The sequence below is a fragment of the Kitasatospora sp. NPDC101801 genome, assembly GCF_044766665.1.
Taxonomy (GTDB): Bacteria; Actinomycetota; Actinomycetes; order Streptomycetales; family Streptomycetaceae; genus Kitasatospora.
On the sequence record NZ_JBIWML010000059.1, the window covers coordinates 1 to 20904 of the forward strand.

Here is a 20904-nt window from a genome sequence, read left to right on the forward strand (position 1 = left end):
CTACCTCGCCGGCCTCCAGCTTCGCGGCGCGATGATCTGGATCAAGGACCTCGCCAGAACCACCGCTTGATCACGACCAAATACGCGCCCTAGCCTGCGGCCGGCAGGGGCTCGGGGCTGTGCTGTTGTGCGGCTCCGCCGCGTGGGCGACGCCGGCCTTTTTGGCAGGTGCTCAGCCCGCTACGGAGTCAGGGGCTCGGGGAACTGCGACGCCGGCCTCGGTACAGGTGATCCGTTCAGGGGTGGTCAGGCACTTTCGCAGTGACCCGCACGCCAGATCTCCTCGCAGTTCCCCGAGCCCCTGGGTAGCTGACGGTTGAGCGCCTGCCTACGGCGCAGCCCCCGAGCCCTTGGGTAGTTGACGGCTGGGCGCCTGCCTACGGCGCAGCCCCCGAGCCCTTGGGTAGTTGACGGCTGGGCGCCTGCCTACGGCGCAGCCCCCGAGCCCTTGGGTAGTTGACCGCTGAGCGCCTGCCTACGGCGCAGCTGCTAGCGGCGGGTGTTCGCTCGGCGGGTCGGCTCGGCGGTGGTGGGGTCCTCGGGCCAGGGGTGGCGGGGGTAGCGGCCGCGGAGGTCGGCCCGGACGGCCTTGTAGCCCTCGCGCCAGAAGGTGGCCAGGTCGCCGGTGACGGCGGCCGGGCGGCCGGCGGGGGAGAGCAGATGGACCGTCAGCGGCACCCGGCCGCCCGCCAGGGCCGGTGCGGCCTGCCAGCCGAACAGCTCCTGCAGCTTCACGGCCAGTACCGGCCGGTCCCCGGAGTAGTCGACCCGGATCTTCGAGCCGGTCGGCACGGTGATCCGTTCCGGCGCCAGCTCCGCCAGCCGGCCGGCCTCGCCGGTCGCCCACGGCAGCAGCCGCTGCAACGCCCCGACCAGGTCGATCCGTTCGAGGTCGGCCCGGCGCCCGGCCCGGGACAGCTCCGGCTCCAGCCAGTCGCCGACGGCCAAGGCGTCGTCGCCGACGTCCGGCCAGTTCCCGCCCAGCTCCCGGTGCAGGAAGGCCAGTCGGGCCCGCAACGAGACCGCGTCCGGCGTCCAGCGGAGCAGGGTGCCGACGCCCTCCCGGGCCAGCCCGTCCAGCAGGGCGGCCCGGACCAGTGCGCGGTCGGGCTTGGTCAGCGGCGCCGCCGCCAGTTCGATCGCGCCCAGCGAGGAGACCCGACGGGCCGTCAGCTCGCCCTGCCGGACCGACCATTCGACCTCCTCGCGCTCCGTCAGCAGGGCCGCCCCGGCCTGCCGGGCGGTGGCCTCGTCCAGCGCGACCGCCAGCCGGGCCCGCGCCGACGGCGAACCGGCGGGGCGGTCCGCGACGGCCACCGCGATCCACTCCGTGCCGGCCAGCCGGGAGCCGGCGCCCAGTTCGGCGGCGGTCCCGGCGGCCATCAGGTACGGGCCGTCCGTGGCGCGCGCCCGGGCCACCCGCTCGGGGTAGGCCAGGGCGACCACCAGACCGGCCGCCCGGGCGTCCGGCGGGCCGGTGTCGGGCTCGTCCACCAGCCGCCGCAGTCGGCGGGTCTCGTCCTTCCAACGGCGCGCGTACGGGTCGTCCGAGGCCGATCTGACCCGGCGCCAGACCTCAGCGAGGTCGTCGCCGAAGGCCCGGGGCGGTTCCTCGGAGAGCAGGGCGACCACCTCGGCCGCCCGGCGCGCGCCGACCAGCCGTGCGCCGTCCAGCAGGGCGCGCGCCAGCCGGGGGTGCAGCCCGCTCCGGACGATCCGCCGGCCGCGCGGGGTGGCCCGGCCATCCTGGTCCACCGCGCCGAGGCCGGTCAGCACCCGCCGGGCGGCGGCCATCGCCCCGCCCGGCGGCCGGTCGGGCAGCGCGAGCCCGGTGGCGTCCGGGTCGCCCCAGCAGGCGGCCTGGAGCGCGAAGGAGGTCAGCTCGGCCTGGGCGATCTCCGGGGTGGGGAACGGGGCGGCGAGGGCGTCCTCCGCCTCGGCCCAGCACCGGTAGACCACCCCGGGCGCCTCCCGGCCGGCCCGGCCGGCCCGCTGCCGCCCGGCGGCCAGCGAGGCCCGTACGGTGACCAGCCCGGCCAGTCCGCGGGCGTGGTCGGTGCGCGGCTCGCGGGCCAGCCCGGAGTCCACCACCACGCGGACGCCCGGCACGGTCAGCGAGGACTCGGCGACCGAGGTGGCCAGGATCACCCGCCGCCCGGTGCCGGCCGAGAGCGCGGCGTCCTGGACCGCCTGCGGGGCCTGCCCGTGCAGCTGCAGCACCTCCACCGAGGTGCCCAACTGCCCCGCCACCCGGGCGATCTCGCCGACCCCGGGCAGGAAGCAGAGCACGTCCCCGGCCCGCTCGGCGAGCGCCCGGCGGACCGTGCCGGCCACGTGCTCCAGCAGCAGCGGGTCGGTCCTGGTGCCCTGCGGCGGCTTCACCCCGCGCGGCGGCGGGGCCCAGACCACCTCGACCGGGTGGGCGGTCCCGTGCGCCTCCACCACCGGGGCTCCGCCGAGCAGTTCGGCCCAGGCGGCGGTGTCCGAGGTGGCCGAGGCGCAGACGATCCCGAGCTCGGGCCGCAGGGTGGCCCGGACGTCCAGCAGGAAGGCCAGCGCGGTGTCGGCGTCCAGGTGGCGTTCGTGGCACTCGTCCAGCACCACCACGTCCACCCCGGTCAACTCCTGGTCCCGCTGAAGACGTTGCAGCAGTACGCCGGTGGTGACCACCTCGACCACGGTGCCCGGTCCGGCCCGGCGTTCGCCCCGCACCGTCAGTCCGACCTGCTCACCGACCGCGGAGCCGAGCAGCCAGGCCATCCGCCGCGCGGCGGCCCGCACCGCGAGCCGCCGGGGCTCGGCCACCAGCACCCGCCGGGCCGGGCCCGGCAGGGCGTCCACCAGCCCGGCCAGGGCGAGCGGCACCAGGGTGGTCTTGCCCGTCCCGGGCGGCGCCGCGAGCACGGCGACGCCCGAGTCCGCCAGCGCCCGCTGCAGGGCGGGTACGGCGGTGCGGACCGGCAGTTCGAGCCCGACGGAGCGCACCGGTCAGCCCCGTTCGGCCACGAAGATCGCGGTACCGGGGAACAGCTCGCCGCGCAGCGGGCTCCAGCCGCCCCAGGTCTGCTCCAGCTCCGCCGGCCACTCCGGCTCGACCAGGTCCAGCAGCCGGAAGCCGGCCCCGACCAGCTCGCGCACCCGGTCCCCGAGGGTCCGGTGGTGCTCGACGTAGGTGGCCCGCCCCTCGGCGTCCTGCTCGACGTACGGGGTGCGGTCGAAGTACGAGGAGCTGGCGGTCAGCCCCTCCTCGCCCGGCTCGTCCGGGAAGGCCCAGCGGATCGGGTGGGTGACCGAGAAGACCCAGCGGCCCCCGGGCCGCAGCACCCGGTGCACCTCGCGCATCAGTTCGGCGGTGTCCGCGCTGAACGGCACCGCCCCGTACGCCGAGCAGGCCAGGTCGAAGGAGCCGTCCGCGAACGGCAGCACCGAGCCGTCGGCCTGCACCACCGCGATCGGCTCGGCACCCCGGCCGAGGTCGATCCGGCGGGAGTGCTGGAGCTGGCGGTAGGAGATGTCCAGCGCGACCGGGCGGGCGCCCTGGGCGGCCAGCCAGCGGGAGCACTGGGCGGCGCCGGAGCCGATCTCCAGCACCCGGGCGCCCTTCAGCGCGTCGGCGGGCCCGAGGAGCCTGACCTCGGTCTCGTCCACGCCCTCGGGGCACCAGGTGAAGCGGTCGTCGCCGAGGAACTCGCCGTGCTCGTCCTGGTACTCGTCGGCGTTCCGGTCCCACCAGAGGCGGCTGGCCCGGCTGGACTCGTCGGCCTCGGCGTCCCGGCGGAGCGCGTCGTCCTCGTCCTCCTCGGGCAGGTCGGCGGGAGCAAGATCGTCCGGGTCGAAGGCGGGGGTGGTGGCCAAGGTCATAGAGCCCGTCGCGTAGGGTATGGACTGCGGAAGCGCTGCTGTCGCGAATCCGGAGCCGCAAGGTACCGGGTCGTGACCGTGGCATCCGGGGAGAGGCCCCTGCGGCTGCCGTCGTGAGACGCGCAATCGGAGGATATGGCCTGATCCATCCCGGCCTCCACCGTCTCGCCCTGTTCGGCGTTGACCGTGCCGGGCTGGCCCCGTATGCTACAAGTTGCGCTGCGGGCCTGCGCGCCTCGGACGGAGCAGGTCGCGCTCGCATCTGTCGAAGACCCCACGGTCGCAAGACGGACACCTTCGGTCAGACGAATGGTGGGCCGTGTTCTTGGCTGTCCGGCTTTCGGTGGGAGCGATACGGGCCCTCCGCGTGGCATTACCTACGACTTCTTGTCCGTACCGGAGCCCTTTTCCTAATGACGAGCCCCACCGACACCTCTGTCAGCACCACCCCGCAGGTCGCGATCAACGACATCGGCGACGCGGAAGCGTTCCTCGCGGCGATCGACGAGACCATCAAGTACTTCAACGATGGCGACATCGTCGAGGGCATCATCGTGAAGGTCGACCGTGACGAGGTTCTCCTCGACATCGGTTACAAGACCGAGGGTGTCATCCCCTCCCGTGAGCTCTCGATCAAGCACGACGTCGACCCGCACGAGGTCGTCAAGGTCGGCGACGAGATCGAGGCCCTGGTTCTCCAGAAGGAGGACAAGGAGGGTCGTCTGATCCTGTCCAAGAAGCGGGCTCAGTACGAGCGCGCCTGGGGCACGATCGAGAAGATCAAGGAAGAGGACGGGATCGTCACCGGTACCGTCATCGAGGTCGTCAAGGGTGGTCTCATCCTCGACATCGGCCTCCGTGGCTTCCTGCCGGCCTCGCTCGTCGAGATGCGCCGCGTCCGCGACCTCCAGCCCTACGTGGGCAAGGAGCTCGAGGCCAAGATCATCGAGCTGGACAAGAACCGCAACAACGTGGTCCTGTCCCGCCGTGCCTGGCTGGAGCAGACCCAGAGCGAGGTCCGCCAGACCTTCCTCACCACCCTGCAGAAGGGCCAGGTGCGCTCCGGCGTCGTCTCCTCGATCGTCAACTTCGGTGCCTTCGTGGACCTGGGTGGCGTCGACGGCCTCGTGCACGTCTCCGAGCTGTCCTGGAAGCACATCGACCACCCGTCCGAGGTTGTCGAGGTCGGCCAGGAGGTCACCGTCGAGGTTCTCGACGTTGACATGGACCGCGAGCGCGTCTCCCTGTCGCTGAAGGCGACCCAGGAGGACCCGTGGCAGCAGTTCGCCCGGACGCACCAGATCGGTCAGGTCGTCCCCGGTAAGGTCACCAAGCTCGTTCCGTTCGGTGCGTTCGTGCGCGTCGACGAGGGCATCGAGGGCCTGGTCCACATCTCCGAGCTGGCCGAGCGCCACGTGGAGATCCCGGAGCAGGTCGTCCAGGTCGGCGACGAGATCTTCGTCAAGGTCATCGACATCGACCTCGAGCGTCGCCGCATCAGCCTCTCGCTGAAGCAGGCCAACGAGTCGCTCGGTGCCGACCCGGCCACGGTCGAGTTCGACCCGACCCTGTACGGCATGGCTGCCTCGTACGACGACGCGGGTAACTACATCTACCCCGAGGGCTTCGACCCCGAGACCAACGACTGGCTCGAGGGCTTCGAGAAGCAGCGTGAGGCGTGGGAGGCCCAGTACGCCGAGGCGCAGACCCGCTTCGAGCAGCACCAGGCCCAGGTCATCAAGAGCCGTGAGGCCGACGCCGAGGCCGCTGCCGAGAGTGGCGAGGCCGTTGTCGCCGCTGCCGGTGGCTCCTACTCGTCCAGCAGCGACGAGGGCTCCGGCGCTCTCGCTTCGGACGAGGCGCTCGCCGCGCTGCGCGAGAAGCTGGCCGGTGGCCAGAGCTGATCTCATCCCTCTTCACTGAGGGTTGGTCACTGACGAACCCCCCGTCCCGGTTCCCGGGACGGGGGGTTCGTTCGTGTGAGATGGAACTCCGGTCACGGGTATAGGGCATTGGTGGGTTTACGCCTAGCTTTGAGGGGAACTGCCCGAAAGGCTACGCACTTATGCGCACCATCCTCACTGCGGCACCGCCCACCTCCCAGCCCGCCGGACCTCAGGTCGGCGGGCGGCTCGCGGCTCTCGGCCGGTTCTGCCACCGTCACCGTCGCTGGGTGCTGGGACTGTGGGTCGTGGTGCTGCTGCTGGGGGTGCTGATCGGCGGGCGGGTGTTCGACAGCAGCGTGTCGACCACGGCGGCGGGCGGCTCGGAGTCGGCCGCCGGTACGGCCGCGGTGGCCGCCGCCGACCCGGCCCGGGGCACCGTGACCGCGGTGGTGGACGGCGCACCGGTGGACGATCCGGCGGTCCGGGCCGCCGTGACGGCCGCCACCGCCGACATCGGCGGACTGCCCGGGGTGACCTCGGTCTCCGACCCGTACGGCACCGACGGTGCGCTCACCTCGACCGACGGCAGGGCCGGACTGGTCTCGGTGCGGATGGCCGACGGCAGCACCGACGCCCAACTGAAGGCCGTGACGGCCGAACTGGCCGCGATCGACGCCCCCGGCACCCACGTCACGGTGGGCGGCGACCTGGTGACCCAGCAGGAGGTCAAGGACCAGACCGAGCGGGACACCCGGTTCGGCGAGATCGTCACGCTGCCGCTGACCCTGCTGGTGATGGTGCTGGTCTTCGGCGGCTTCGCGGCCGCCAGCCTGCCGGTGATCGGGGCGGTCGCCTCGGTCGGCGGGGCGCTGCTGGCGATGTTCGGCTTCAGCCGGCTGATGGACATCGACACCAGCGTGCTGCCGATAGCCACCGTGCTCGGCCTCGGGCTCTCGATCGACTACGCGCTGCTGATGGTCAACCGGTTCCGCGAGGAGCGCGGCCACGGCTCCGCGATCGCGGCCGCCGTCGAGCGGACCGCCGCCACGGCAGGCCGGACGGTCGCCTTCTCCGGACTGACCGTCACCGTCGCGCTGTCCGGCCTCTTCGTCTTCACCAGCCCGGTCTTCCGGGCCGTCGCGGTGGCCGGTGTGAGCGTGGTGGTGATCGCCGTCGCGGCGGCGCTCACCCTGATCCCCGCGCTGCTCGGCTTCGTCGGACACCGGGTCAGAACGCCGAGCGGACCGGTCTCGGACGACGGGTTCTTCGCCCGGACGGCCCGCCGGGTGCAGCGTCGCGCGGTGCCGGTGGTGCTGATCTGCGTCGCGCTGCTGATGGCGGCGGGCGCTCCCTTCCTCGGCTCGGACTGGCGCAGCTCCGGCGCCGGGGTGCTGCCCGCGTCCTCGGCGGGCCGCCAGGTGGCCGAGACCGTCGACCAGCGCTTCCCCCGGCTCGCCCCCGCCCCGGTCACCGTGGTGGTCGAGGACGGCCGGGCCGCCACGCAGCAGTACACCGACCAGGTGGTCGCCAAACTGCCCGGCGTCACCGGCATCCGGGCGGTCTCGCCCGTCTCGCCCGGGCTCACCACGGTCGAGGTGCTGGTGGCGGGCGACCCGCAGGGCGCCGGGGCCAAGGCCGTGGTCGGCGAACTCCGCGACCACCGGGGCGGGCTGACCACGCACGTGACGGGCGACGCCGCCTCGGTGGTCGACTTCCAGCACGAGATCGCCACCCGGGGCCCGTGGGCGCTGGGGCTGGTCGCGGTCGGCACGCTGGTGCTGCTGTTCCTGATGACCGGTTCGGTGGTGATGCCGCTCAAGGCGCTGCTGATGAACGTGCTCTCGCTGGGTGCCTCGCTGGGCGCGCTCACCCTGGTGTTCCAGCACGGGTACTTCAGCGGCCTGCTGGGCTTCACCCCGACCGGCGGTCTGGAGACCTTCATACCCGTGCTGGTCTTCGCCTTCGCGTTCGGGCTCTCGATGGACTACGAGGTCTTCCTGCTGGCCCGGATCAAGGAGCTCCGGGACGAGGGGTACAGCTGTGCCCGCGCGGTGGAGCTCGGGCTGCAGCGGAGCGGACGGATCATCACCTCGGCCGGGCTGCTGATGGTGATCGTCTTCGCCGGGTTCGCGGCCGGCCAGATGCTGATGGTCAAGGAGATGGGCGTCGCCCTGGCGGTGGCCGTCGCGGTGGACGCGACCCTGGTGCGCTGCCTGCTGGTGCCGGCCACCATGACGCTGTTCGGCGAGTTCAACTGGTGGGCGCCCGCTCCGCTGCGGCGGCTGCACCGGCGGATCGGGCTGACCGAGCACGTCGCGCTGCCGCCGGTCCAGGGCGTGGTGCTGCCGGTGCAGCGGGACGCCGCGGAACCGGCCGAGCGGGAGCCGGTCGCGGTCAGCGGCTGAGGCAGCTGTTGCCGAAGTCGCCGCTGAGCGCGGACAGCCCGCCGAGCGCGTCGCAGGCGGCGGCCGGGCCGGCGCCGGCCAGCAGCAGACCGCCGGCGGCGGTGATCAGCAGGACGACGAGCCTGGTCTTGGTGAGCTTCATGACGGGCATCCCTTCGGGGCGGTACGGAGCGACCTGCTCAACGCGCCCGGAGCCCGGAGGGCATGGCCGGGTCATCCGTACGGCCGATCAGCCGAGCCTGCCGAGCAGCGCGATGCCGTCCCGCAGCCGGTGCTGCTCGGCCGGGGTGAGCCGGTCCGCGATGGCCGCCGCCAGGTCGCCCTCGCGGCGGCTGCGCTGGGCGTGCAGGGCGGCGGTGCCTTCGGCGGTGGCGGCGTGCAGCACCTTGCGGCCGTCGGTGGCGTGCCGCTGCGGTTCGACCAGCCCGGCCTCGGTGAGCAGTGCGACGGTGCGGGCCATCGACTGGTGCCGGACCCGCTGACGCTCCGCCAGCTCGGCGGTGGTGTGCGGTCCCTCGCGGACCAGCCAGCCGAGGACGGCGGCCTGGTTCTGCGGCAGCTCGTCGCCGACCCGCAGTCGGCGGACCAGGGTGCCGATGGTGACACGCAGCTCGGCGGCGAGTTCCAGGGGGTCGAGATTCTCCATGGGGCGAGTCTATCCGGGTTCTCTACAGCAGAACTGTACAGTTCTGCTGTAGAGTTTTGAGCATGCGACTCACCAAGTTCGGACATGCCTGCGTACGCGTCGAGACCGACCGGGCCACCGTGGTCATCGACCCCGGAGCGTTCACCGAGGAGGAGGCGCTGCGCGGCGCCGACGCGGTGCTGGTCACCCATGAGCACTTCGACCACTTCGTGGAGGACCGGCTGCGCGCGGCGGCCGAGGCGGATCCCGGGCTGCGGATCTGGGCCAACGCGGCGGTGGCCGGGCAGCTGGCCGGTCTCGGCGGCCGGGTCCGGGTGGTGGGGGAGGGCGACGTCTTCGAGGTCAACGGCCTCGACGTCAGCGTGCACGGCGAGTGGCACGCCGTCATCCACCCGGACATCCCACTGGTGCGGAACGTCGGCTTCCTGCTGGACGGCCGGCTGTTCCACCCGGGCGACGCGCTGACCGTGCCGCCCCAGCCGGTGGAGACGCTGCTGCTGCCGCTGGGCGGTCCCTGGACGAAGGTCGGCGAGCTGATCGACTACGTCCGCGAGGTCGCGCCCCGGCGGGCGCTGGCCGTGCACGAGGCGGTGCTCAGCGAGGTCGGGCAGGCCGGGCACGGGCGGATGATCGGTGCGGGCGCCGGGTTGGTGGTCGAGCGGCCCGAGCCCGGCGAGCGGCTCGATCTCGACGGGGCGGTAGCCTGACGCCATGCTGAGGATCGGACTGACGGGCGGGATCGGGGCGGGCAAGAGCGAGGTGTCCAGGCAACTGGCCGCGCTGGGCGCGCTGATCGTGGACTCCGACCTGATCGCCCGTGAGGTGGTCGCGCCGGGGACGGACGGACTGCGCGTGGTGGTGGCCGAGTTCGGTCCCTCGGTGCTGCGGGCGGACGGTTCGCTGGACCGGCCCGCGCTCGGAGCGCTGGTGTTCGCCGACCCCGAGCGGCTGGCGGCGCTGAACGCGATCGTGCACCCGCTGGTCCGGGCCCGCTCCGCCGAGCTGGAGGCGGCGGCCGGGGAGCGGGACGTGGTGGTGCACGACGTCCCGCTGCTGGCCGAGAACGGGCTGGCGCCGCTGTACGACCGGGTGGTCGTGGTGGACGCCGGCGACGAGGCCCGGATCGACCGGCTGGTCCGGCTGCGCGGCATGACCGAGGCCGAGGCCCGGGCCCGGATGGCCGCCCAGGCCGACCGGGAGACCCGGTTGGCGATCGCCGACCTGGTGATCGACAACAGCGGGACGCTGGCCGAACTGGTACCCCGGGTCCAGGAGTTGTGGGACGCCCTGCGGAGGGGCTGACTACCCGCCCAGTACGCCCCGGACCGCGCCGGTCAGTTCGGCGACCGCCACCGCGAGCGGGGCGATCGGGGCGGCGATCGCGGTCAGCCGGTCCAGTCCTCGGCGGAGCACCCCGGGTTCGGGGCTCTGCTCGGCCAACTCCTCTCGCAGGCGCCGCACTTCGACCTCCGGGGTGTCGCCGTCCGGGAGTTCGGCCCGGTGCTCGGCGAGCAACCGCTCGACGGTGGCCAGGAGTTCGACCGCCAGCGCCCGGTGGTCGACGGCCAGGTTCTGGAAGCCGACCGGGCCGCCGACCGCGCGGGCGTGCTGCCCGATCGCCTGGTTGCCGACCTGGCTGTGGCCGCCGAACTGCTGCACGCCGTGGTTGGTGACCGGTTCGTTCGACATCGGCTGCTCCTCCGCTAGTTGGCCTTGCCGGGGGCCGGGGGCTCCTGGTGGGCGGTCGCGTGCTGGCCGACCGCCTGGTTGCCGACCATGCTGATGCCGCCCTGCTGGATCACCCCGTGGTTCAGGATGGTCTGTTGCTGCTGCCGCAGCTCGTGGGTGTCCACGCCGTGCTCGTCCAGGAACTCCACGATCGCCGCGGCGGCGTGGCGCTGGAGGGTGGCGAAGGCCCGCCTGGCGTCGATCTCCTGGAAGTAGTTCTGGTACTGCCGGCTGTCGGCCGTCTCCCGCACGCTGACCACGGCCCCGAAGTCGAAGCCCGGGCTCTCGTCGATCGTCAGCAGCTCGTGCCGCCGCCGCCGTTGCCGCCGCCGGGCTGCGGTCACCTGCCGGACGGCCGCCTTCGGTGCGCCGAACAGGGCCCGGGCGGTGCCGCCGACACTGGCCAGCCGCAGGATGCGCAGCCGATTCGGGGTCAGGGCGGCGGGCAGCAGGTCGATCTCGTGGTACCAGGCGTGCACCGGACCGATGATCCGCTGCTCGAACTGGATGTGCACGGTCCGGCCGTCGGTGGACATGTGCAGGAACTGGTTCGGCACCACGTCGTCGCCCCAGAGCGGCAGATGGGCGGCCAGGTAGTGGCGCACGGTGCCGGTCGGGTTGAGCGCGATCTCCCGGACCCGCTCCTCCGGCAGGGCGAAGGCCGGCGAGTTCCGGGCGGGGGGCGGGAGCAGTTCGTCGACCCCGGCCAGGGTGGCGCCGTTGGCGAAGATCCGGTCCTGCAGCTGAAGGGTCGTGAGGTCGCTCTCGTCCGGCCCCGGCTTGTCGGTGGCGTGCCGGGCCGAGGTCTCCTGGAGTCGGCGTCGGACCGCGTTGATCAGCTCCCAGGTGTCGAACTCCCGCAGCTTGACCAGTGGTTGGCCCGACTTCGGCGGCGGGGGCAGCAGCGGCACCGAGAGCGACCAGCTGCCGTGCCGGTCCGAGTAGCCCTTGAACGGGTCGTAGCCGCTGTAGACGGTGAGATTCCCGCGCTGGGCCTTGGCCACGGCGGCCAGTCGGAGCTGGGTCTCCCGGGTGCCGGAGGGGGAGACCGGGAGGTCGGGGCGGAACACCTCGCGGCGGAACTGTCCGCGCAGCCGGGCGTCCACGTCCAGGACGTGACGCAGGGTCACCAGGTACGCCGTCAGGACCCCGCCGACGCTGACCAACAGGGCCGGGACGCCCAGCAGATAGCTGCCGAGCAGCCAGCTCGGCAGGCCGTCCGGGTCGGCCGAGCCGAGCAGCAGGGCGAGGGTGAGGCCGACCGCGAAGGCCGCGAGGCCGACGGCCAGCAGCCGGCCCATCGCGTACCTGGTGGTGACCAGCTTGCGGCCACGGGCCGTCCAGCGGGTGGTGGTGTCGGGCGAGGACCCGGTCATCGCCCGCAGGGCACCCCAGGCGAACAGCAGCCAGAGCGGTGCGGTCAGCAGGATCGCGCCGAACACCATCGTGAGCGCCAGGTCGCGCTTCCGGCGCAGGCCCTGCGCGGCGATGCTGTGCCGGGCCACCGGGACCAGGTCGAACCCGGGCGAGGTGGCGACGGCGCCGAACTCGTCGTGGACCACGTACTCGACGATCGAGTCGGCCAGTTCGTCGTGGGTGTAGGTCGCCGCGCTGACGTACCTGGTCGCGTCGCCCGGCGTGCTGCCCAGCAGCGGGGAGTTCGGTCGCTGGTACTCGGCCATACCGGTGCTCCGTTCACGCTTGCGGGTGGCTTGCCGGGCGGTCGGGGCGCCGTCCTCCGGCCGGGTCGCCAGGGAGAGCAGGACGAGGCTGAGGACCAGACCGGTGAGCAGGCCGACCGTCATGCCGAGGGTCAGCTGGTCCACGAAGGCCTGGTCGGGAGGGGCGTAGCCGTGCAGCCGGTCACCGAGCCAGAGGATGACCCAGACCGGCAGGGCCGAGAGCAGGCCCGCGAGCCCGGCGGCGCCCAGGCAGCCGACCAGCAGGGCGGGACGGCCCTGGCGCAGCGGTACGCACCGGGGCACCAGGAGCAGCAGCACGGCCAGGAAGGTGACGCCACCGGCCAGTTGGCTCCAGGCCCAGACCAGGTCCGGGTGGTCGCCGCGGACCCACCAGCCGAGCGCGAACAGCCGGCCCTCCAGCCAGTCCAGCGCCCGGTTCTCCGGGATGTCCCGGGAGGACCACAGCAGATCCTGGATCCACGGGCTGCCCAGCACGGCCAGCACCAGGCACAGCACCAGCAGTCGGCGTCGGGCCAACTTCGTTACGGCGAGCCCCAGTTCCATTGCACCCCCCAGCGCGTCCGGTGCCGAGCACCTTACGCCGCCGGGGGGTGACTGTCAGGGATACGCCGAGTCTCAGGCCTTGCGGGCGACGCCCGCCCAGATGCCGGTGGTGGCGTCGGTGTCGGCGGGGGCCTGGTCCGGGTGCCAGGTCGGGGCGGTGACCACGCCGGGTTCGAGCAGGTCGAGGCCGTCGAAGAAGCGCAGCACCTCGGCCTTGGGGCGCATGCTGAGCTGGGCGGTGGCGCTCCGGTAGATGGCCGGGCCCTTGGCGGCGGCCTCGGGGGTGGAGAAGTCGCCGGTCCCGTGCGAGATGGCCAGGAAGCTGCCGGAGGGGAGTGCGTCGACCAGGGTGCGGACGATCGCCCACGGGTCGTCGGCGTCGTCGATGAAGTGCAGCACCGCGAAGAGCAGCAGCGCGACCGGCTCGCCCAGGTCGATCACCTTGCGGACCTCGGGGTTGTCCAGGATGGCCGCGGGGTCGCGCAGGTCGGCCTGGACCACGGTGGCGTTGCCGACCCCGGCGCCGGCCAGCAGCGCGCGGCTGTGCACCAGCACGATCGGGTCGTTGTCCAGGTAGGCGACCTTGGCGTCGGGGTGCACCTGCTGGGCGACCTCGTGGGTGTTGCCCGCGGTCGGGATGCCGGTGCCGATGTCCAGGAACTGCCGGATGCCGTACTCGGCGGCCAGGGTGCGGACGGCGCGCTGCAGGAAGGCGCGGTTGGCGAGCGCGCTGATCCGGACCAGCGGGCTGAGCGAGAGCACCTTCTCGGCGGCCTCCCGGTCGGCCGGGAAGTTGTCCTTGCCGCCCAGGTAGTAGTCGTACATCCGGGCCGGGTGCGGTACTTCCGGGCGCAGGTCGGTGGGCGGGCGGAGTTCGGCCTGGTCACCGGACATCCAGTCCAGCGAGACGTCCTGATGCTCGGTCATGTCTGTTCTCCCCCGTGGCTGTTCGAGTCGGCCGGGTGCCGAGTTTGTGTCGAGGGCAGCATAGTTGGATCAGGGCTCCGTGGTGTGCGGCTCGGGGCCGTCGGCCGGATCGCGGGTGAGCAGGTAGCGGGCCCCGGGCCCGGTGGCCCCGGCGCGGTCGTCCGCGTTGTACAGCGCGCAGCGGGCAAGGGACAGGCAGCCGCAGCCGATGCAGCCGGTGAGCTTGCGCTTGAGCTGCTCCAACTCGGCGATCTGCTGGTCGATCCTGGACTGCCAGGACTCGGCCACCGCGCTCCACTCCTGGCTGCTCGGCGCCCGGTCGCCGGGCAGCCGGTCGAGCGCGGTCCCGGCCTCGTCGAGGGAGAGCCCGACCCGCTGCGCGGCCCGGATGAACGCCACCCGGCGCAGCGTGGCGCGGGAGTACCGGCGCTGGCCGCCGGCCGTCCGTTCGGCGTGCAGCAGCCCGAGCTTCTCGTAGTAGCGCAGCGCGGAGGTGGCCATCCCGCTGCGTTCGGCGAGCTGGCCGATGGTGAGCAGGTCGTGCCGGGAGAGAGTCACGGCCGGAACGATACCGGGCTTGACTTGAAGTCGGCTTCAAGTTGCAGGATCTCTGCCATGACCACCGCAGCGATCACCCCGCAGCCGGGCGCCTTCGACGACCTGGCCCACCTGATGGCCCTGATGACCGGTGACGAGAAGCACGGTCCCGCGGCCACCGCCACCCTGGACGCGCTCTGGGTGCTCTACGACCGGGTGCTCCGGGTCGGCCCGGAGACGATCACGGCCGCCGACCGGGACCGCTTCCTGCTCTCCAAGGGCCACGGCCCGATGGCCTACTACGCCGTGCTGGCCGCCAAGGGCTTCCTCGACCCGGCGGTGCTGCCGAGCTTCGGCGCCTACGACTCGCCGCTCGGCCACCACCCGGACCGGCTGCTGGTGCCCGGCGCCGAGATCGGGTCGGGATCGCTCGGCCACGGTCTGCCGCTGGCGGTCGGCACCGCGCTCGGGCTGCGCGCCCAGGGTCTGACCGACCCGGCGGTCTGGGTGCTGATCGGGGACGCCGAGTTCGACGAGGGCAGCAACCACGAGGCGGTCGCCTTTGCCGGGGCCTACGGGCTGGACCGGCTGCACACCGTCGTGATCGACAACTCCTCGGCCAGCCTGGGCTGGCAGGGCGGCATCGCGGCCCGGTTCGAGGGCGCGGGCTGGTCGGCCGTCACGGTGGACGGCCGGGACCACGAGGCGCTGTACCGGGCGTTCACCACGCCGCACGAGGGCCGGCCACACGTCGTGGTCGCCCAGGTCGAGTCCAAGTACTGAAACCGAGTCGGGGAGTCAACACCTCATGGACACCATGCGCGAGCGCTTCGGCACCGTCACCACCGAACTGCTGGACCAGGACCCGAGGCTGGCCGTCGTGCTGGCCGACATCGGCGCCGACGCCTTCAGGTCGGCCCGGCGCGAGCACCCCGACCGGGTGGTCAACGTCGGCATCCGCGAGCAGCTGCTGATCGGCGTGGCCGGCGGCCTGGCGCTGGCCGGGCTGCGGCCGATCGCCCACACCTTCGCCAGCTTCCTGGTGGAACGCCCCTTCGAGCAGATCAAGTTGGACCTCGGCCACCAGGGTGTCGGCGCGGTGCTGGTCAGCGCGGCCGGCTCCTACGACTGGCCGGCCGGCGGCCGGACCCACATGGCACCCGGGGACGTCGCACTGCTGGACACCCTGCCGGGCTGGACGGTGCACGTGCCGGGACACCCGGACGAGGCCGAGCAGCTGCTCCGGCACGCGGTGGCGGACGGCGACGAGAAGGCGTACGTCCGGCTGTCGGCGCACCAGAACGCGACCGCCCAGCCGGTTGTGCCGGGCCGCTTCCTGACGGTCCGCCAGGGCACCCGCGGCGTGGTGCTGGCGGTCGGCCCGATGCTGGACGCCGTGCTGGCGGCCACCGAGGGCCTGGACGTGACGGTCCAGTACGCGGCCACCGTCCGCCCGTTCGACCGGACCGGCCTCCGGGCCGCCGTCGGCGACGGCCCGGCGAGCGTGGTCCTGGTCGAGCCCTACCTGGCGGGCACCTCGGTCGCCGAGGCCAACCAGGCCCTGGACGACCGCCCGCACCGGGTGCTCGGCCTCGGCGTCCCGAAGGAGGAGCACCGCCAGTACGGCTCGATCGCCGAGCACCTGGCCGCCTACGGCCTGGACGCGGCCGGGCTGCGCGAGCGGATCGCCTCGTACCTGTGGTGAGGGCGGAGTCGCTACAGGTCGTACGGGTACAGTTCGACAGCGGCGGTCGTGATGGCGATCGACTCGCCGACCGTCAGCCGGAATCGTTGCTCCGACATCTCGATCAGGAGGATGTCCCCCCCGACCCGGATGCTCACCACCGGATCGTCGGCCACACCGATCTCGACCACGGTACCGGTGAAAGTGACCTGTTCGGAGTCGTTGTCCGCGCCGGTGACCGACCCGGGGCCGGCCTCGGCGGACTGCCAGCTCTCGACCTGTTCGGGGACGTCGAACTCCACGTCGTACTCCCCTGGCTCTGCGGGGGACGACCCCATCCAGCGGCCGGTCGCCCGGCCCCATGGGCAGGAGAAGGCCACCGTTCCGTGCCGGGGATCAGGGACATCGAGGACCCGCACTCTCATTTGAGCCCCAGGGGGACTCGGACCATGGTGTTGCTGACGTACCAGGTGTTGGAAGGGGACACCCAGGACCAAGTCTCCATGTGGAAGTGGAACTTCGTGGGTTTGCTGTTCATCTCGTGAGGTCCCATCCGGATGCTCCGCAGGCCGTCGGCCGACACCAGGCGGCCCGGGTCGGGCAGTCCGGTGCGTGGGTGGATGTCAGTATAAGGACCGGGCCCGAGGAACTCCTTCCACTTGGCGTCCGCCTCGGAGGGCTTCAGGGGCTTCGGCGCCACCACCTCCGGGAGGTCGACGACGGTCTCGGGAGGATGTGTGTGCGGTGACAGTCCCAGCGGGTCGGACCAGGTGTGCGGGTTGTGGACGTAGCCGTCGGGGTTCGGATGAGGAGTCAGACCGAGGGGATCCGGTGAGGTGTAGCGGGCGGTCTCCGGGTCGTAGTACCGGTTGACGTTGTAGTGGAGCCGGGTCTCCGGGTCGAAGTACTGCCCAGGGAACCGGAGCGGGGTGTAGGTGGTGCTGGTGCCGGCCCAGGTGGTGTGGCCCCAGAGCGTGCTGGTGGCGCGCCAGGCGATGTCGCCGACCAGTGGGTCGACCAACTCGGTGGGCGTGCCGACGAGATCGGTGACGATCGCGAAGAATCGACGGTCGATCCGCTGCTGTGGGGTCGATGCCGTCGCGGCGACGGTGATGGTCTCGGTCTGGGCCAGCGGACGGAGGCCGGCATGGTCCCAGCTGAGGGTGTGGGGACCCGGGAGGTACGCGGCCCGCGTCGTCTGTTCGGCCAGAACGGTACCGTCCCAGGTGAAGTCGGTCTGCTCCTCGACCCCCGCCCCCTCTTGGGTCAGGCGCTGCTTGGCGATTCGTCGGCCGAGCGGGTCGTAGCAGTAGCGCCACCGGGTACCGTCCGGGGTGCTGACTCCGGTGAGGCGGTCCTCGGTGTCCCAGGTGTACCTCCAGGCGTCGGGCTTCTTCGACAGGCGCGCTCGCCGTCGTAGCGTCGTCCGGCCGGCCGCATCGTACTCGTAGCTGACCCGACCGGAGCCGGTCAGCTGGGAGCCGGTGTAGCTGCGGGTTCCGACGGCCGCCCGGGTGGCGTCGGTGGCGGGCCAGTCAGCCGCGGTGAGGTTGCCGACCTGGTCGTAGGCGTAACTCTCCCTCCAGGAAGCGGCCTCCACACCGGTCACTCGACCGGTCAGGTCCAGCTCGAAGGTCCGGCGGCCGCCGAGACGGTCGTCGATGCCGTTGAGGTTGCCGTCAGCGCGGTAGGAGAACGTGCGGTGCTGGAGCTGACCTGAAGTGCCTTGGACGGTCTGGCCGGTGAGACGGTGCCGGACGTCCCAGGTGTTGGTGAGGGACAGTTGTGAACCGATGCTCCGCTCCACCTCGCGCCCGAGCACGTCGTAGCCGAAGCCGAGGTCACCACCCGAGGTGGCGAGGCCGAAGGGTCGGCCGGTCGGACCGTACGTCCAACTGCTGCTGTGGCCACCGGGCGTGACGCGGTGGAGCGGTCGGCCCAGGACGTCGCGGGTCTGGGTGAGCGTACGTCCGTTGACCGTCTCGGTGAGCAGGTTGCCGAGCGCGTCGACGGTGCGGACGAGCGTGGCATCCGCATTGTCGGCCCGGATGAGGTGGCCGGCCGGGTCGTAGCCGTAGGTGGCGGCACCGTCGGCCGATTCGACGGTCGTGGTGCGCCCCAACAGGTCGTAGCTGTATCGCACCTGTTGACCGAGCGGGTTGGTACGGGTGACGAGTCGGCCCAGGGCATCGAGTTGATAGGCCACGGAGCGTCCGTGGAAGTCGCGCTCGCCGATGACCCGTCCGGCCGCGTCGTAGGTGTACGTCCACTGGCGGCCGAGCGGATCAGTGACGGCTACCAGTTGCATCTGGGCGTCGTAGCCGAAGGTGTAGCGGGCACCGTCCGGGCTCCGGCGGCCCGCGAGCAGCTCGAAGTGGGTGTACTCGAATGCGTTGACCTGGCCCAGCTGGTCGGTATGCGTCAGCCGGTTGCCCTCGCCGTCGTACGTCCAGCTCTCCACGGCCCCGTCCGGAGTGGTGCGGGAGGTGGGGAGGCCCTCGGTGCTCCAGGTCAGGTGGGTGGCAGCCCCGAGCGGGTCGATGACGGCCGTGGTCCGGCCGAACGCGTCACGTTCGTAGCGGCTGGTGGCACCGGAGGGGTCGGTGAGCTCGATCGGGAGCCCGGCGGCGTTGCAGCGAACTCGCATGGTGTGCCCCAGCCCGTCGGTGACGGTGGCCAGGTGGCTCCGCTCGTCGTAGCTGTACCGGGTGACCGCACCGAGCGGATCGGTGCCGGAGACCAGCGCACCGGATTGGTCGTAGCTCTGGAGCCAGGTCGCTCCGCCCGGTTCCACGATGCGGGTCGGGAGACTGAGGCCGTCGGTGAACTCAACGGTGGTCTGCAGACCGTCGGGGCGGGTGACGGTGATCAGGTCGCCGGCGCCGTCGTACTCGTAGCTGGTGGTGCGGCCGAGGGGATCGGTTTCGCTGAGAAGGCGGTCGTACTCGTCGCGCTCGTAGTGAGTGGCGTTGCCCAGCGGGTCAATCTGCGTGGTGACCTGGGCGTGTTCGTTGATGTGGTAGCTGGTGGTGTGGCCGAGGGCGTTGGTCTCGGTGTGGAGTCGGAGGCCGGTGACGGGGTCGGGGTCGCCGTAGCTGAAGGTGAAGCGCAGGGCGCCGTCGGCGCCGCCCTCGTCGGTTACCCGGTCGTGGGCGTCGTAGGTGTACAGGTACTGGGAGTTGTTGCGGTCGGTCCACGAAGTGAGGCGGCCCGTGGTGTCGTTGGTGAAGCGCATCGGCTTGCCGGAGGAGTTGTACACGGAGGTGAGGTGTCCGTCGGTGTAGCCGTAGCGCATCAGCAGGGCGTCGCCCCCGCTGTCGCCGGCGTTGGCGAGGCGGAGGGCGGTGATGCGGTCGGCGTCGACGGTGACGATGAGTCGGTAGCCGCCGGAGTGGGTGATGGACTGCGGGACTCCGTTCTCGTCGTAGGCGAGGTCGTAGCGTCGGCCGTGCCGGTCGCGGACGGCGGTGAGCAGGGCCTCGTCGCCGTCGCGGGTGGGGGTGAACTCCCTGACCAGGCCGGTGGAGCGGTCGGTGACGGTGAAGAGGCCGTCGGTCAGGTCGAGTTCGTGGCGGGAGCCGGCCGAGGCGTGCACCGGGTCGCCGGGTTCGGGGTGCGGATACGCCTGGGTGATCCGGTCGGGGCGGATGTGCACGACACCCGCTTCGTCCAGCTCCAGGCGTTCGTCGAAGGGGCAGAGCCACTTGGTGCCCATCCAGCGGCCGGTGACCAGCCCGGACTCGTAGGTCCGGGTGAACTCCAGTGGCAGCGAGCCGGGGAGGAGGGCGTCGACCTGGTCGATGAACATCCGGCCGGTGGCGATGTCGACCGGTTCGCCGGGGCACTTGCGGGTGTCCAGCGGGCGGCCCTCGGTGCGCGGGCTCTTGACCTGGTCGCGGCCCCGGCCCTTGGGGTGGGAGTTGCCCGGGCGGCCGCGGCCGCCGGGGGAGTGCGGGTGCGGGACGGACTTGTGGTCGCCGCCCAGGAGCTTCTGCAGGTCCTTGGCGTGCTTGGTGTCCGCGTCGCGGGTGTTCTTGGCGACCTTCTTCAGGTTGTCGCCGGCCTTGCGGTAGAAGTTCTTCAGCGCCTTGCCGGCGTCCTCCGCCAGGGTCTTGCCGAGCTTCTCGGCGCCGTGCTCCAGGGCCTTGACGATCTGGTTGCTCATTCGAAGCTCACCCCCGCGATCTTGGACTGGAACGCCTGGGCGTGGCCGACCACGGTCTCGGCGTGGTCGTGCATGGTGAGCGCGTGCGCCTCCAGCGCGTCCGGGTTGACCATGAAGCCGGTGCCGCCGGCCGTGCCGCTGTCCACCCCGAGTGCGTTCGCGGCGGCCTCGAAGACCAGACCGCTCACCGCCGCCGCCACGGTGTCGATCAGCGGCCCGATGGCGGCCTCGACGACCTGCGCGATGATGTACTGCTCCAACTGCTGTTCGAGGTAGTTGATCAGGCGCTTCGCGGCTTCCTCGATCAGGATCACCGCCGCCTCCGCGATCCCGAAGGTCGCCACTGCCGCCGCCTGGTCCGCGATGAACGCGGCGGCCAGTGCCACCAGTTCGGCGATCGTCTCGACCTTCATCGCCACGATCACGTCCGCCGCCACGTCCAGCGCGGTCGCCACCACCTGGCAGGCCTGCACCAGGTCGTTGAGGTGACTGTCCGACAGCGCGGCCCACTTGGCCAGCAGGGCCTCGTACGAAGCCCCCTGGTACGCCTCGCCCAGACTGTGGATCGTCGCGGTGGAGTCCCGGTGTGCGGCCTCCACATTGTCTGCGAACTCCCGCACATGCGAAGCGAATTCGCGGACCTTGTCTTCGTTCACCGTCGGCCAGTTGATCCCGATGATGGACAGGAACGTGACCACCTCGTCGGGCAGCTCGATAGCCATGCGAAACCTCCCCCGTCGAACGCATGCGCAGGCGAATGTAGCCCGCAGCTGCCTAGGAGAAAGTGGACATTGCCCGAACTTGACCGACCCTGATCGT

17 protein-coding genes are annotated in these 20904 nt (G+C 72.0%); 6 read left to right on the top strand and 11 right to left on the bottom strand.

Translation table 11 applies throughout. The features are described 5' to 3' along the window. Positions 1–489: 489 nt before the first annotated feature. A complete protein-coding gene (hrpB, locus tag ACIRPK_RS34535; protein WP_403046287.1) occupies positions 490–2985 on the bottom strand; it encodes an ATP-dependent helicase HrpB in 2496 nt (831 codons plus the stop codon). A gap of 3 nt (positions 2986–2988) precedes the next feature. Next, a complete protein-coding gene (locus tag ACIRPK_RS34540) occupies positions 2989–3861 on the bottom strand; it encodes a class I SAM-dependent methyltransferase (RefSeq protein ID WP_403046289.1) in 873 nt (290 codons plus the stop codon). Between the two features lie 413 nt (positions 3862–4274). Between ACIRPK_RS34540 and rpsA the strand changes: the two genes are divergently transcribed. Then, positions 4275–5765, top strand: coding sequence for a 30S ribosomal protein S1 (gene rpsA, locus ACIRPK_RS34545; RefSeq protein WP_403046291.1), 1491 nt, complete (start codon positions 4275–4277; stop codon positions 5763–5765). Between the two features lie 269 nt (positions 5766–6034). Continuing rightward, positions 6035–8152 carry an MMPL family transporter gene (locus ACIRPK_RS34550; RefSeq protein ID WP_403046294.1) on the top strand — a complete coding sequence of 706 codons (2118 nt, stop codon included), beginning with the start codon at positions 6035–6037 and terminating at the stop codon, positions 8150–8152. On the opposite strand, the gene ACIRPK_RS34555 is transcribed toward ACIRPK_RS34550, so the two are convergent. Both ACIRPK_RS34555 and ACIRPK_RS34560 read right to left on the bottom strand, forming a co-directional pair. After that, complete coding sequence (locus tag ACIRPK_RS34555) at positions 8142–8294, bottom strand: hypothetical protein (RefSeq protein WP_403046296.1); 153 nt, start codon at positions 8292–8294, stop codon at positions 8142–8144. The two genes, ACIRPK_RS34550 and ACIRPK_RS34555, sit on opposite strands and share 11 nt — an antisense overlap. A gap of 87 nt (positions 8295–8381) precedes the next feature. Next, positions 8382–8798, bottom strand: coding sequence for a MarR family winged helix-turn-helix transcriptional regulator (locus tag ACIRPK_RS34560; RefSeq protein WP_403046299.1), 417 nt, complete (start codon positions 8796–8798; stop codon positions 8382–8384). A 62-nt stretch (positions 8799–8860) separates the two neighbouring features. Between ACIRPK_RS34560 and ACIRPK_RS34565 the strand changes: the two genes are divergently transcribed. Further along, on the top strand, positions 8861–9505 hold the full coding sequence (locus ACIRPK_RS34565) for an MBL fold metallo-hydrolase (protein ID WP_403046302.1): 645 nt from the start codon (positions 8861–8863) through the stop codon (positions 9503–9505). Positions 9506–9509: 4 nt separating this feature from the next. Further along, positions 9510–10100 (top strand): dephospho-CoA kinase, encoded by a 591-nt coding sequence (gene coaE, locus ACIRPK_RS34570; RefSeq protein WP_403046305.1) that lies wholly within the window; start codon positions 9510–9512, stop codon positions 10098–10100. Here the strand turns inward: coaE and ACIRPK_RS34575 are convergent, their stop codons facing one another. The 4 genes from ACIRPK_RS34575 to soxR all read right to left on the bottom strand — a co-directional run bounded on the left by ACIRPK_RS34575 (position 10101) and on the right by soxR (position 14257). Next, positions 10101–10487, bottom strand: coding sequence for a DUF5955 family protein (locus ACIRPK_RS34575; protein ID WP_403046308.1), 387 nt, complete (start codon positions 10485–10487; stop codon positions 10101–10103). Between the two features lie 14 nt (positions 10488–10501). After that, complete coding sequence (locus tag ACIRPK_RS34580; RefSeq protein WP_403046310.1) at positions 10502–12772, bottom strand: hypothetical protein; 2271 nt, start codon at positions 12770–12772, stop codon at positions 10502–10504. Positions 12773–12844: 72 nt separating this feature from the next. Beyond that, a complete protein-coding gene (locus ACIRPK_RS34585) occupies positions 12845–13699 on the bottom strand; it encodes an SAM-dependent methyltransferase (RefSeq protein ID WP_403046312.1) in 855 nt (284 codons plus the stop codon). A 69-nt stretch (positions 13700–13768) separates the two neighbouring features. Continuing rightward, a complete protein-coding gene (gene soxR / locus ACIRPK_RS34590) occupies positions 13769–14257 on the bottom strand; it encodes a redox-sensitive transcriptional activator SoxR (protein ID WP_403046315.1) in 489 nt (162 codons plus the stop codon). 57 nt (positions 14258–14314) lie between these two features. On the opposite strand from soxR, the gene ACIRPK_RS34595 reads away from it, so the two are divergent. Continuing rightward, on the top strand, positions 14315–15019 hold the full coding sequence (locus ACIRPK_RS34595; protein ID WP_403046318.1) for a thiamine pyrophosphate-dependent enzyme: 705 nt from the start codon (positions 14315–14317) through the stop codon (positions 15017–15019). Between the two features lie 25 nt (positions 15020–15044). Next, positions 15045–15941 carry a transketolase family protein gene (locus ACIRPK_RS34600; protein WP_403046320.1) on the top strand — a complete coding sequence of 299 codons (897 nt, stop codon included), beginning with the start codon at positions 15045–15047 and terminating at the stop codon, positions 15939–15941. Positions 15942–15952: 11 nt separating this feature from the next. Here the strand turns inward: ACIRPK_RS34600 and ACIRPK_RS34605 are convergent, their stop codons facing one another. From ACIRPK_RS34605 to ACIRPK_RS34615, 3 genes are all read right to left on the bottom strand, one after another. After that, a complete protein-coding gene (locus ACIRPK_RS34605; protein WP_403046323.1) occupies positions 15953–16222 on the bottom strand; it encodes a hypothetical protein in 270 nt (89 codons plus the stop codon). Between the two features lie 119 nt (positions 16223–16341). After that, positions 16342–20085, bottom strand: coding sequence for a DUF6531 domain-containing protein (locus tag ACIRPK_RS34610; RefSeq protein ID WP_403046325.1), 3744 nt, complete (start codon positions 20083–20085; stop codon positions 16342–16344). Continuing rightward, entirely contained in the window at positions 20082–20807 is a 726-nt protein-coding gene (locus ACIRPK_RS34615; RefSeq protein WP_403046328.1) for a WXG100 family type VII secretion target, read from the bottom strand. Before ACIRPK_RS34615 ends, ACIRPK_RS34610 begins: the two co-directional genes overlap by 4 nt. Between the last annotated feature and the right edge of the window lie 97 nt (positions 20808–20904).